The 12269-nt window shown below is 58.4% G+C and carries 10 protein-coding genes; 1 reads left to right on the forward strand and 9 read right to left on the reverse strand.

Features of this window, described 5'->3' with window-relative positions; genetic code table 11:
• Window positions 1–184: 184 nt before the first annotated feature.
• Genes M2401_RS18165 through M2401_RS18190 form a run of 6 tightly spaced genes read right to left on the reverse strand, consistent with a single transcriptional unit; the run spans window position 185 to window position 7430 of the window.
• Window positions 185–583: a type IV pilin protein gene (locus M2401_RS18165; protein ID WP_259104868.1), complete on the reverse strand. Its 399-nt coding sequence runs from the start codon at window positions 581–583 to the stop codon at window positions 185–187.
• Between the two features lie 11 nt (window positions 584–594).
• A complete protein-coding gene (locus tag M2401_RS18170; RefSeq protein WP_259104869.1) occupies window positions 595–4974 on the reverse strand; it encodes a pilus assembly protein in 4380 nt (1459 codons plus the stop codon).
• 23 nt (window positions 4975–4997) lie between these two features.
• Window positions 4998–5543 carry a PilX N-terminal domain-containing pilus assembly protein gene (locus M2401_RS18175; RefSeq protein WP_259104870.1) on the reverse strand — a complete coding sequence of 182 codons (546 nt, stop codon included), beginning with the start codon at window positions 5541–5543 and terminating at the stop codon, window positions 4998–5000.
• A 29-nt stretch (window positions 5544–5572) separates the two neighbouring features.
• Complete coding sequence (locus M2401_RS18180; RefSeq protein WP_259104871.1) at window positions 5573–6337, reverse strand: prepilin-type N-terminal cleavage/methylation domain-containing protein; 765 nt, start codon at window positions 6335–6337, stop codon at window positions 5573–5575.
• Window positions 6337–6879, reverse strand: a complete 543-nt coding sequence (pilV, locus tag M2401_RS18185) for a type IV pilus modification protein PilV (RefSeq protein ID WP_310504133.1) — start codon at window positions 6877–6879, stop codon at window positions 6337–6339. Before pilV ends, M2401_RS18180 begins: the two co-directional genes overlap by 1 nt.
• On the reverse strand, window positions 6879–7430 hold the full coding sequence (locus tag M2401_RS18190; RefSeq protein WP_259104872.1) for a prepilin-type N-terminal cleavage/methylation domain-containing protein: 552 nt from the start codon (window positions 7428–7430) through the stop codon (window positions 6879–6881). Before M2401_RS18190 ends, pilV begins: the two co-directional genes overlap by 1 nt.
• A 284-nt stretch (window positions 7431–7714) precedes the next feature.
• Between M2401_RS18190 and thiO the strand changes: the two genes are divergently transcribed.
• Window positions 7715–8818 (forward strand): glycine oxidase ThiO, encoded by a 1104-nt coding sequence (gene thiO, locus M2401_RS18195; protein WP_259104873.1) that lies wholly within the window; start codon window positions 7715–7717, stop codon window positions 8816–8818.
• 137 nt (window positions 8819–8955) lie between these two features.
• Here the strand turns inward: thiO and M2401_RS18200 are convergent, their stop codons facing one another.
• Genes M2401_RS18200 through M2401_RS18210 form a run of 3 tightly spaced genes read right to left on the reverse strand, consistent with a single transcriptional unit; the run spans window position 8956 to window position 12132 of the window.
• On the reverse strand, window positions 8956–10299 hold the full coding sequence (locus M2401_RS18200) for a sigma-54 dependent transcriptional regulator (RefSeq protein WP_259104874.1): 1344 nt from the start codon (window positions 10297–10299) through the stop codon (window positions 8956–8958).
• 2 nt (window positions 10300–10301) lie between these two features.
• Window positions 10302–11903, reverse strand: coding sequence for a PAS domain-containing sensor histidine kinase (locus M2401_RS18205; protein WP_259104875.1), 1602 nt, complete (start codon window positions 11901–11903; stop codon window positions 10302–10304).
• Entirely contained in the window at window positions 11893–12132 is a 240-nt protein-coding gene (locus M2401_RS18210) for a PP0621 family protein (RefSeq protein WP_259104876.1), read from the reverse strand. The genes M2401_RS18205 and M2401_RS18210 overlap by 11 nt, the downstream gene beginning before the upstream one ends.
• Window positions 12133–12269: the final 137 nt, after the last annotated feature.

The raw sequence follows: 12269 nt of genomic DNA on the forward strand, positions 1-12269 counted from the left end.
TGCGCTCCCGTCGGCGCAAACTACATGTAATTTACTGAATCACTGGCAGCTTTTGTGGGAGCGAATTTATTCGCGAAAGCGGTATGTCAGGCGCAAAGCATGTATCGACTGTAACGGCCTCTTCGCGAATGAATTCGCTCCCACAATTCGCTCCCACAGAGTTCCTTATCACACCATCTTGCGGTTACTTCCAGCAGTCCGTGGTGGCGGGCGATGGGTTCCGAGCTCCTGCCTGATCGACACTCATGTTGCCGCAGCTATCAGTGGTCTGGCTGCCTTGTGGAGCGACCTGCACGGTGTAGGTCGTGGCTGTGCCAGTTACGCTGAGGGTGTACTTGTTCGTAGGCGAGTTGGTATTGGTAATGCCGATAGCCGCAGCAGAGGTCCCAACTGGATAGCTGTTGTTTTGCGCGTAATACCGCTCCATCCGCGCTGTGGCGTCGGCAAGCATGGCGATACCTTCCGAGCGATAGCTCTTCTGTACGTACTTGACGTAACTGGGGTAGGCGATGGCGGTGAGGATGCCGACCACGGCGACGGCAATCATCAACTCAATCAGGGTGAAGCCACGTTGTTTGTGCATAAGAACTCTCATTATTGGCTCCAGGGCATGACGCGCCAGCTTTGCCGACCATCGAATTTGTTACCCAGACTTACACCCATCAACGAGCCATCGGCACTGACGTTGGAGCCGTTGACTGCGCCTGCGACGTTGGTGTTGGAGTTGGACATAAAGGCCAGACCGCCCGCTACGGTGGCGTAAGCGCTGACCACGCCGCCGTTGAGTTTATCGGCGTCGGTGATGGTACCGGTACGGCTGAAGTTGAACACACTGAAGGTGGTTGCCCCACCGGTATTCGGGTCCAGGCCATAGCTCCAGCCGGTGATCCCCGGGGTGCAGACGTCCGTGCTTGGGGTTCGGGTCGATACGAACAGCACGCTGGGCGTCAGGTTCATCGCGTCGACCAAGCGTTCACCGAGGTAGGTCGTACCGACTGCGAAGTCCAGATACCAGCCGTATTTGCTGGTCCAGTCCACGTTATTGGCACTGACCGTACGTACCGTCTGAATGGTTGAGCTGAAGGTGCTCGTACTTTGTGCAGTAATAGTCTGCGCCTGCAGGTTGGCACGATTCAGGGTTGGCGCACTGTTACTGGCCTGCTTGTCCCAGATGCCATAGAGCGTTTGCAGATCAGTACTGGTCTTGTCGGCCGAGGTGAAATAACGGCCTGTGCCGAAAATGACCAATATCCCGGTCCCGGTCGGATGGCGTATGACCACAGGTGGCGCGGTGATCGACTGTACCGCTGCGTTATTGGCGTCGCTGACGGTGGCTTTGTAAAGTGGGGTATTGCTGAACGAGACAACCCAGCTGCTGGTGCTGGTAGCGTTCAAGTCAAAACGCCAAAGATTGCCGTTCAGGTCACCGGCATAGACATAGTCGGCTATGCCATCTGAGTCAAAGTCCAACACTACAGGGGAAGACAGGCCGTTATCAACTGCAACCGACGTGGTGAGTTTTTTGATCAGTGCGCCAGTCGCGGCATTGATGACCAGTAGCGAAGCGTTGCCGTTACTGCCGTTGTAGCCATTGCCGATGATTACGCCCCATTGGTCCGAGTGCAGTTTGGTGACCACTGGTATGGAGAAGGTGGAACCAACATCAGTATCAGCGGTGTATTCCCATAGCAGGCTGATGCTGTCCGGGTCGGTGACATCGAGAGCGAAGATTTCCCGCCCACCCGCACCCAGGGTACCGACCAGAATAGTATGCCAGGCACCGCCGAAGTAAATATCGGAAATGACGGGTGAGCCATCGACGAAGAAGCGGTGCAGCGAGGAGTCGGTGTTATAGGTCTTGGCGGTCAGGGCGCTGAGGTTGGGAAATACCGCCGACGGCACAAAGGCAAATTTCTCCACCCCGGTGGCGGTGTCGAAACCATGCAGCATCCCATCGTTGGCACCCACATAGACCTGGCCACGCCGCGTAGCCTGGGTATTTTTGAATGTCTGGTAATCGCCAGGCGAGCCGCCCAATGCCTCTGCGATCGCCGGAATATATTTGGCTGTGGTAACCACGGCTGGGCCCGAGTTGACGATATCGCCTATCAGGGACGCGCGTTTGCGGAACGTGGAGGTCTCTTTACTGGTGTCACCACGCAGAAAATCCACCTGGTCCGTAGTCAGGGGAGTGGTAAGGGTGGGGGTTTTGCTATTCACGTTGCTGTAGTTGAAGGGCTGCAACGCCGTGCCAGCGTTGTTGGCCATCGTGATGTTTCGTGAGCCCCAGGCGGGCATCTGCGCGGCTGCCGACCAGTTGACGGTCGAGGTAGTCGAGGTAGTCGTTGTGGTAACGGTGGTCTTGGTCAGATCCCCGCTCCAATAAGCGACGTTCATGCTGTTGACGTAGGTCGCGTTGGAGTTATTGACGCCCAACTGCGGTGATACAGCGGGCGCTGCCACCGAGCTGTTTTTTTGCAGGATCTGGTTGAAGGCTGCCGCCAACTGGGTTTTCAGGTTTGAAGCGCTGGTGACCAAAAAGTAGTTGTTCGGGGTGCCTGACTTGGCCGAATCCCATTGGCCCGAAACAGGGGTACTACCGGTGACGTTGCTGCTATCACCGAAACCACCCCATTTGGCTGCGTACCACAGTGGGTTTTGCAGGTTGGTAATGAGGGTTGCAGACGATGGGGTGAAAGTGCGGGTATGGCTGGAGCCCAACCCAGGCAGAGAAGAGCCGGCGCAGGTTGCACTAACGCTACTGGTGTTGGTAGAGGGGTTGGCGCAGGAGCCCGGCAATTGGCTGCCGGGGGTGTCCAGAACGTAATTCCTGAGGCCTGTGCCACCGCCGGTAACCTCCAGATAAATACCGTCAGCGGTTGTGCCGGAAATGGTGTAGCCCATGTGCGACTCGTTGCCCGCTGACGCATAGACTGTCTGGCTTACTACCGTCAGGGTGTTTGCCGCAGTGACCGACACGGTATAGAGCACGATGGCGTCCATATCGTAGTCGCAGCTTTGCTCACAGTCGTCGTATACCACACGGAAAACCGCCTGGGCACGACCCCCATTGACGGTTGAGTCCGACGGCTGGCCGGGCATGTTGTACATCGAGTCGACATAAAAACCGGTCAGTTGCTCGGTAGACGTGGTGTTGGTCACCTTGCCAAACGGCACCAGCGTAATGGTGCCGCCGCCGACCGGCATCTGGATGCGCGGCAGGGTTGAAGACAGAGCGATGGATAAGGTCTGCACCTTCTGGTTGCCAGGCGTCGTGATCGGATTGGTATTGCCAAAGTAAGCCACGGCTGCGGCGTTATAAGTACCTTGCTTGGTTGGCTCTTCCGGCAAGCCGCGGATGGTGCCGAAGCTGGCGGCACTCTTGGCGGTTGGTGCAGTATCGTATGTAGACGTAGTCTGGCCGATGTTAATGTTCTTGGTGCCGCCGACATCGTTACTCCAAATGGTACCGCCCAAGGATGCCGCGTTGAAATCGCTCAAGGCGGTGGTGGCCGACGTGCCGCCGGTAATGGTGAAACTACTGCCGGGCAGGTCCGAATCGTAGTTGGGGTTTACGTCGCTGACCAAGGTCTGGAAGGGTTTCGAGCAGGACGGATAAGTCGGCGGCGAAGCATTGGCATTCGGGGTGCTTGAGTACGGGTTGCTCCATGTGCTTAGACTGGTAAGCCCCAGGCCCGTGTCGATACTGCCGGCGGCATAACCTGCGGTCGGGGAGGTGGAGCCGCTGAAATAACGCAGCGTCTCGAACATCATCTCGGCCAGGGGGTTACCCCAGTTATTACAGTTGCCATTGGTCATGCCGGTAGAGCCGGTATCGTTGCACTTGGCATTGGCCAGCAACAGACTGTCGAGGCTGCCTATCAGACTCCCCTTTGTGTAGGTGGTTGTACCACCGGAGACTGTCTTGGTACCAAAGATCCCGGTGGTTGGATCGACCTCTGTACCAAAACTGCTCATGGCCTTGCGTAGAACGCCGCCTTGCATGTTGTTGTTATAGGTGCCTGTCATCAGGCCGAAATACATCTGGTTGCCTTCACCGTAATCGTGAAGGATGCCCGTAGGTTTGTACTGATTGTTTGCATAGGCCTTGCAGTTGGTTTCCAGATTCGGAAGCTTGCAGACCTCTACGCGCACATTGTAATTGGTTGGGGTGACGCCAACGTTGTTACCGCTGGTGTTGGTGGCCGTTGTACTGCCTTCTGTACCATCCCGGGATACCCAACCGAAGACCCGGACATTCTGGACGTTGGATAGCACGCGCAGCAGAGGTGGGTTGCTGGATACGTTAGGGTCTTGCGTGTTGGAACGATCGCTGTTGTTGGCAAACAGGGCGTAGTAACTGGCGCCGGGGTTACTGGCGATAGGGGTATAGTCGGTGAGCAGATAGCCGTTTGCCTTGATCAGGTCTGCAGTGGTTGACGCGCCTATGTACTCTTTACCCCAGGTGTGCGCATCCGTGGTGATAAAGGCACGCTCCAGTATGGTTTGCGTGGCGGTGTCTACGGTTCGATACCCCCCGTACAGCACTTTACGCAGGGCATCAGCTCGGGAAGTGGTCACGTAATTGAGGAAGTTGCCGCTCCAGCTACCGGGGCATTTCCATATTGGTACATCGGCAGTGCCGGCATTGGTGGCGAGCACTGAAGGAGAGAAGTAGCCGCTGCCGTAGCTGTAGCACTTTGCCGAATCGAAATAGCCGAGGTAGATAATGGACGGTTTAAAGTGAAGTTCCAAAGAACCATCACCATCCAGATCAGACGCATCATTATAAGCCGGAAAAAACAGCTTATGGTCCCGCGCCACCACCAGCATATTCAGCGGCGGCACCGCATTGTTGACGAACAGCGGCACTTGCGCCGGAACCTGGCTGATCGCATGCGCCGCCAGTGGAGCAAGACCAAGCAGCAGGGGCAGGGCCGTGAAAAAACGACGGATAGCTATTGAAGGTTTCATGGTCGGCCCATTCGTGCTGCTGTTCATTGCTGCGGTGGATAGTAGTGAGCGTATACCGAGCGCTTGATCACCCGCCGCGTCGTGGTATCGCTGGTGCACAGTACGGTAGAAGCGCAGGAATTCACTTCGAAATACAGCACGCCGCAACCGGTCAGGGCGCAACTGTTCATGCTCTTGTCCAGCTTGCCGATTTGCACGACATACCACTGGATCTTGGTGTCATAGCCACTGACCGTGGCAACGTTAGTGGCATAGGTGGAAGTAAAGCGCGTCGGCGTGTCTTTCGTGAGATCGGCGGTCAGTTCCGACACCATCCAGGGCATGCACACATCCGTGGTGCAGGCGCGTACGACTGAGGGGGCGACTGTACCGTTGACCCGGGTAATACTCAGCTCGCCAATGCGTAAACCGGCTTCGGCGGCCTCTTCAAGGACTTTCTCCTGCTTGAGATTACCGGTAATGCGCGATTCCAGAGCCACGCCACGCATGCTGGAAATGCCCAGCACGGTGATGATCAACAGGAACACCAGCGCCACGATCAACGTGACCCCGGACTGTGAGAATGCCATGGGCCTGCGAGGCCGGAGTGCGGAGGTGATCATGGCAGCTGATTCCTGAGCATGACCGTGCCCTGCACGATCTGATAAAGCTTGGTGGTGTCATTCAGGGTCGTACCGTAGCGGCTGTTCCATTCGGTGAGAGCGGCCGGTACGGTGGTCGTGTCACGAATCGTTGCGCCACCGATGCTTTGCATCAACGCGGAATAACGCACTGCGCCGACGATCTGGGTCGGGCTGGTGGCAAAGGTGGTGAGGGATTTATCGGTCCCTGAGCCATAGTCGAAACGGATGTCGCTGATACCCGTCACCAGAGGCTGTGCGCCTGCGCTGGTGGTGCAGATCAGCGAGTTGGTCGTGGTATCCAGGGTTAACTTTTCAACGATCACCGGATTGACCTGGCCATAAGGTTTCAAAATCAGGTTCGCATTTGCCACCGCTGTGCCTTGGCAGCCGGTATCAGCGGTATTCGCCGCCTGGTATTGAATGCATAGCGAGGTCTGGGAAATGGCCACTACCGCCGCACCAACAGGGAAATTGCAACCGGCTACCACTGCGGTACTGGCCGCGATGGAATCGATGGGCAGGCTGCGATAACCCGCCTTGGACAGCTCCTGACTGAGTACTGTGAGAGCGAAACGTCCGTTCTCCTGATTGCCGACCTGGTTCTGTTGAAACAGGTAGCTCTTCTGGTTATTGATAAAGATTTCGGTAATACCCAGGATCAGGAAGGTGCCAATCAACATGGCGACCATCAGCTCGATCAGCGACAGGCCTCGCTGCTGGCGCGGTACGGTCAGCTTCATTACAGGCGCGTCCTGATGGTGTAGGTGCAAGTGGTTCCCTGTGTACCGTCCAGGCAGTCACCACCTTTGACCACGGTCCATGCCAGGCTTATTTCGACTTCCTTGCCAGCAGCGGATCCGCCGCAAGCGCTGGCGGTGACATCTCCGGGCGCCGCGCTCCAGCAGATATAGAAGTTGCTGGTCTGCAGGGTGCTGGAGCCGGGCAAAACTTTCGCTGCCTGGGCCGCCCAGCAGCCCAGGCGGCTGCTGACGCTGGCAGGGGTCGGCACGCAGCTGCTCGGGGCAGTGGGGAATGCAGCGCCCGGGGCTTTCTGGAAACTCTTCACGCTGATGCCAGAGTCGTTGTTACTGGCGCGCATCAGGTCCACCAGATCATCAGCCAGCATGATCGCGGTATTTCGCTGTGCCGAATCCTGGGTGTAGGGGATGGTCTTGCTTTGCAGCCCTGCCAGCCCGAGCACGCCGATCACGATGACCAGCAGGCTGACCAGCACTTCGATCATGCTGAAGCCGGCTGACTTCTTATTGAGGGATGTGATCATCAGTTGCACTCCCCTGAAGCAGGTGCCGTCTTGCTCGGCGGGGTGATCCGGCCACTGGCTTGTACGCCAACATACTGGGTTGCAATCGTTGTGTCCGATGTCGAAGTGAACCTGAAGCAGGCGGCGGCCGATGAGTTACCGGTCGGGGTGAATGTCAGCGCGCCGACGCCGGACGCGATGGTAACGCCCTGGGCCAGACCCGAAGTGCCGATCTGGCGCAGAGTGGCAGCGGCTGTCTTCACTGAGATGTCGTTGTTCCATGACGCGCTGCTGGAGTTCGCAGCAGCAATAGTGATGCTTCTGGACTGAGTCACCGCCTCACTACGGGCATACTGCAACAGGTCATAAAGTTCGTTGGCTGCCGAGTTGACGTTCTGCCGACGGATCAGCGAGCCGAAGCTGGGCACGGCAATGGCAGCGAAGATGCCGACGATCGCCACGGCGACGAGCAGCTCTACCAAAGTGAAACCCGCTTGTCGGGTGGCCAGTGCGGTTGAATTCCGACGGCTACATAGCGTCTTCAATTGCCTGACGTAAGTGTCGAAATTCATGTAGGAATTTTCCGTAATACACGCGAGGATTATCTTGATGTTAACGACGAAAAAAGTCCTTTGGTAATGGATATCCGGGCAAATGGCCAGACAGGCGGCATTTTGCCTTTAGGTGATCGTTGATTGATTGCGTTGGCCCTGGGTTTACTGCGAGTGGACGAACCTGACTCGATCCAGCGATTGATTTGCGTCAGCCCCCCTCGCAAATTTCCCCGCTCATCGCGCCAGCGACCCGGCGAAAGGGCTAGACTGCGCCCCTCCATTTTTCTTCAGTCGGATGAATCATGACCAAACCTGGGCAGGTAGTGATCGTGGGCGGTGGTGTCATCGGGTTATTGACGGCCTTCAACCTGGCTGCGCATGTCGAGCAGGTCGTGCTGCTGGACCGTTCTGCGGTAGGGCAGGAGTCGTCATGGGCCGGTGGTGGAATCGTTTCGCCACTTTACCCTTGGCGTTACAGCCAGGCCGTGACGGCCCTCGCGCACTGGTCTCAGGATTTTTACCCACAACTGGCCGAGCGCCTGTTCAAGAGCACTGGCGTCGATCCCGAGGTGCATACCACCGGGCTGTACTGGCTCGATCTGGATGACGAGGCGCAGGCGCTGCAATGGGCGGCTCGTGAGCAAAGGCCGCTGAGCAGCGTGTCGATCGACACCGTGCAGCAGGCCGTACCGGTGCTGGGCGAAGGTTATTCACGGGCTATTTATATGGCCAATGTCGCCAACGTGCGCAATCCACGACTGGTGAAGTCGCTCAAGGCTGCGCTTGTCGCGCTGCCCAATGTGACGATTCATGAGCAGTGTGAGGTGCAGGGTTTTGTCCGTGATGGCGATACGGTGCTGGGCGTGACCACGATCGATGGCGATGTGTTGGGCGACCAAGTGATCCTGACCGCTGGCGCCTGGAGCGGTGAGTTGCTCAAGACCCTCGGTCTTGAGCTGCCGGTCGAGCCGGTCAAAGGTCAGATGATCCTGTACAAGTGCGCGGCGGATTTTCTGCCGAGCATGGTCCTGGCCAAGGGCCGTTATGCGATTCCGCGTCGCGACGGGCATATCCTGGTGGGCAGTACCCTAGAGCATGAAGGCTTCGACAAGACCCCGACGGACGCTGCGCTGGAAAGTCTCAAGGCGTCGGCGGTTGAGCTGATTCCGGCCCTGGCTGATGCCGAAGTCGTTGGCCATTGGGCAGGCCTGCGCCCCGGCTCGCCGGATGGCATTCCCTTCATCGGGCCGCTGGCGGGGTTCGAGGGTTTGTGGCTGAACTGCGGGCATTACCGTAATGGCCTGGTTCTGGCGCCGGCGTCCTGCCAGTTGCTGGTGGATCTGCTGTTGGGGCGTGAGCCGATTATTGATGCGCGGCCCTATAACCCAAGCAGCCGCATCTTGTAGGTGTCCATTGTCGAGTGGATCTGTGGGAGCGAATTCATTCGCGAAAGCGGTTCATCGTCTGGAACACCGTCTTCGCGAATGAATTCGCTCCCACAGAATTCGCTTTCACAGAGTAGAGAGCCTGTCAGAGGCGGGTCTCAATCCAGCCCCAACTTCTTCAACCGATAACGCATCGACCTGAACGTCAGGTTCAGCCGCTGTGCGGCGGCGGTGCGGTTCCAGCGGGTTTCTTCCAGGGCCTGCAGGATCAGCTTGCGCTCGATGCTTTCCAGATAGTCTTCCAGATTGTCGATATCGGCTAGGTTGTGCTCGCCCTGTTCGGCCGTGTGGCTGGTTTCGGCCAGGCGCAGGTCGCTGGCGTCGATTTGGTCGTTTTCGCACAGGGTGTAGGCCCGTTCGAGCATGTTCTCCAGTTCCCGCACGTTGCCGGGGAAGCGGTAGCCCTTGAGGGTTTCCAGGGCCTGGGGATGCAGTTGGGCCACGGGCTGCCCGGAGTTATCGGCCAGGCGCTGCAACACGCTGCTCGACAGCTGCTCGATATCTTCGCGGCGTTCGCGCAACGAGGGTACGCGCAGTTCGATGACGTTCAGCCGATAGTACAAGTCCTGGCGGAAGCGCCCGGCGGCCACTTCGGCGCTCAGGTCCTTATGGGTGGCGCAGAGAATTCGTACGTCGACGACGGTTTCCTGCTGACCACCAATGCTGCGTATGGACTTCTCCTGAATCGCCCGCAGCAGCTTGACCTGCATGGCCAGGGGCAAATCCGCCACCTCATCGAGAAACAGCGTGCCGCCATTGGCCGCCTGAAACAGCCCAGGCTTGTCTTCGTGGGCGCCGGTAAAGCTGCCCTTGCGATGGCCGAAGAACTCGCTTTCCATCAGTTCTGTAGGAATGGCGCCGCAGTTGACGGGAATAAACAGATGGTCGACACGCGGGCCTTGTTCGTGGATAAGCCGCGCGACCAGTTCCTTGCCGCTGCCCGATTCGCCGCTGATATAGATCGGCGCCTGGCTACGGGCCAGCTTGCCGATCTGTTTGCGCAACGCGCGCATCGGCGGTGAGTCGCCAAGCAGGCGGCTGTCGATGCTGCGTTCGGTATTGGCGCCCACCGGGTGCAGGCGCAGGGCGCTGCCGACCAGTTCGCGCAGACGGCCCAGGTCCACCGGCTTGGTGACGAAGTCGAATGCCCCGGCCTTGAGGGCGTGAATGGCGGTGTCGAGGTTGCCGTGGGCGGTGATCATGGCCACCGGCACTTGCGGGTGGCGCTGCTGGATATGCTGCACCAGTTCCAGGCCGTTACCGTCAGGCAGACGCATGTCGGTCAGGCACAGGTCGAACGCTTCCCGCGCCAGCCAGTCATGGGCCTCGCGCACGTTGCGCGCGCTGCGGGTATCGAGCTTCATGCGCCCCAGGGTGATCTCCAGGAGTTCGCGAATGTCCGGCTCGTCGTCGACTATCAGGATTTTTTGCCGTTGGCTCATGTTCAACTCAATTTGAACGGATGGGCGAAGGTGATGCGCAGGCAACTGCCGCCACCTTCCCGGAATGTGTAGTCCAGATTGGCCTGGTTGCTTTCGCAGAGTTCACGCGAAAGATACAGGCCCAAACCGGTGCCTTTGCTTTCGGTGGTGAAAAAAGGCTCAAAAATCTTGCTCAGATGCTCGCTGGCCACGCCCGCGCCGTCATCGAGTACTTCCAGCACCGGCAGCTCGCTTAGTGGAGCATGAAACAGCCTGATCCACACCTGAGCCAGATCATGGCGCTTGCCACTGTGATGCAGGCCATTGTCCACCAGATTACTCATGATCTGGTTGAGCTGTTCCGGATCCATGCGTGTGGTCAGGCTGCCGGGGCCGATATCGGTGTGCAAGCGCCTGTTGGCCGGAGCCGAGCCGCGAAAGCTGTCGACGAATTCTTCCAGCCAGGTTTTCAGATCAAGCAGTTGCGGGGCCGATTCGTTGCGGCGGGACAGTTGCAGGACGTTTTCAATGACGATATTCACGCGTCGCGATTGATCTTGAATGATCTGACCCAGACGTTGATCAGGCGCGGTCAACTCTTCTGACTCGTTGAGCAATTGTGCGGCATGGCTGATCGCCCCCAGAGGGTTACGAATTTCATGGGCGATACCGGCGGTCAGGCGACCGAGTGCGGCCAGCTTGAGTTGCTGGGCCTGATGGGCGATTTGCGAAAGGTCTTCGAGAAAGATCAGGGTCTGGCGCTGATCGCCACGATTGAGTGGAACGAAGCTGGGTTGCAGGATCGGCCCTGACAACGAGGTGGTAATGTTGCGCGGCGCCAGGATCGGGTTGATCAGCCACTGGCGCAGGCGTTCGACCAGCAGCGGTGAATAGTTATCGATGGTTTCGCCGATCAAATGCTCGTGGCCGAGCAGGCTCAGGGCGCTCTGATTGGCCAGCAGCACCTGACGCCGGGCATTGAGCACGAGGATGCCGGTGCGCATGCGTTGCAGGATCAGGGCATTGAGTTCTTCAAGATTATCGACATCGTCTGCGCGCTGCTGGGCCAGGGCTTCGGTGAGATGCAGGCGCCGGGTCAGGGCCTGGACCAGCAAGGCAGCGGCAAAACACAGGGCGCCGAGAGAACCGGCCTGCACGTAGTAAGTGGAGGAGGTCGCGGTACTGGCGGTGCTGAAGCTTATATAAAAGGTCAGGTAGATGATGCCGATGGCGGAAATGGCGGCAATCAGCAAGCCGATGCGACCACGCAGCAAGACATTACTGATGGCGACCGAGGCAATCAGCAGGTTGCCGATGCCGCTGGGCGGGCCGCCGCCGGCATAAAACAGCGCCGACAGCATCAGCGCGTCGGCCATGGCCAGGCTGAATACCTGGGCCTGGTGGACAGGCCGATCCAGCAGCGCCACGACCATGATGTTGAACACCAGATACAGCCAGCAGCCCGCGCGGAACAGGTCCTGGTTGGCCATTTGCAGCAGCTGCGAGTCGAGGCTGGTCGTTGCCAGCACCACCAGCATGGTGCCGATGGTCAGGCGATACAGGTTGTACAGCCGCAGCACGCGTTGGGCCAGGGCACTGCCGAGTGACAGGGTCTCAGTGGTCACGTGCTGCCGGGCCTTGCAGCCTATGGGTCTCGCTGCAATACCACTGCTGCTCCTGGCTCAGGGCTCGGTCACGGGGCAGATGCACGCCGCAATGGGCACAGCGAACCATTGGCGTGGCGGCGATTTCGGGAGGCTCGGGTTTAGTGCGTGGGGCAGGGGGGTTGATCAGGCGTTTGATGAACCATACGGCTGCCGCGATCAACGCGACCCACATAATTAAGCGAACCATGACTACCAGCTTAGTGAACGAAGACTTGCCAGTGTAGCCAAGGAGCCATCAGCGGGACAGAGGGATTGCAACAGGATGTCCCACATAAAGGAAGTTGCAAATTGTGGGAGCGGATTTATCCGCGAATGCGGTATTTC

It is taken from the genome of Pseudomonas sp. JUb42 (assembly GCF_024807945.1).
Taxonomy (GTDB): domain Bacteria; phylum Pseudomonadota; class Gammaproteobacteria; order Pseudomonadales; family Pseudomonadaceae; genus Aquipseudomonas.

What these genes read in the sequence shown, in the direction of transcription:
- M2401_RS18165 (WP_259104868.1), bottom strand. Translation starts at nt 583, where the DNA reads ATGCACAAACAACGTGGCTTCACCCTGATTGAGTTGATGATTGCCGTC.
- M2401_RS18170 (WP_259104869.1), bottom strand. Translation starts at nt 4,974, where the DNA reads ATGAAACCTTCAATAGCTATCCGTCGTTTTTTCACGGCCCTGCCCCTG.
- M2401_RS18175 (WP_259104870.1), bottom strand. Translation starts at nt 5,543, where the DNA reads ATGGCATTCTCACAGTCCGGGGTCACGTTGATCGTGGCGCTGGTGTTC.
- M2401_RS18180 (WP_259104871.1), bottom strand. Translation starts at nt 6,337, where the DNA reads ATGAAGCTGACCGTACCGCGCCAGCAGCGAGGCCTGTCGCTGATCGAG.
- pilV (WP_310504133.1), bottom strand. Translation starts at nt 6,879, where the DNA reads ATGATCACATCCCTCAATAAGAAGTCAGCCGGCTTCAGCATGATCGAA.
- M2401_RS18190 (WP_259104872.1), bottom strand. Translation starts at nt 7,430, where the DNA reads ATGAATTTCGACACTTACGTCAGGCAATTGAAGACGCTATGTAGCCGT.
- thiO (WP_259104873.1), top strand. Translation starts at nt 7,715, where the DNA reads ATGACCAAACCTGGGCAGGTAGTGATCGTGGGCGGTGGTGTCATCGGG.
- M2401_RS18200 (WP_259104874.1), bottom strand. Translation starts at nt 10,299, where the DNA reads ATGAGCCAACGGCAAAAAATCCTGATAGTCGACGACGAGCCGGACATT.
- M2401_RS18210 (WP_259104876.1), bottom strand. Translation starts at nt 12,132, where the DNA reads ATGGTTCGCTTAATTATGTGGGTCGCGTTGATCGCGGCAGCCGTATGG.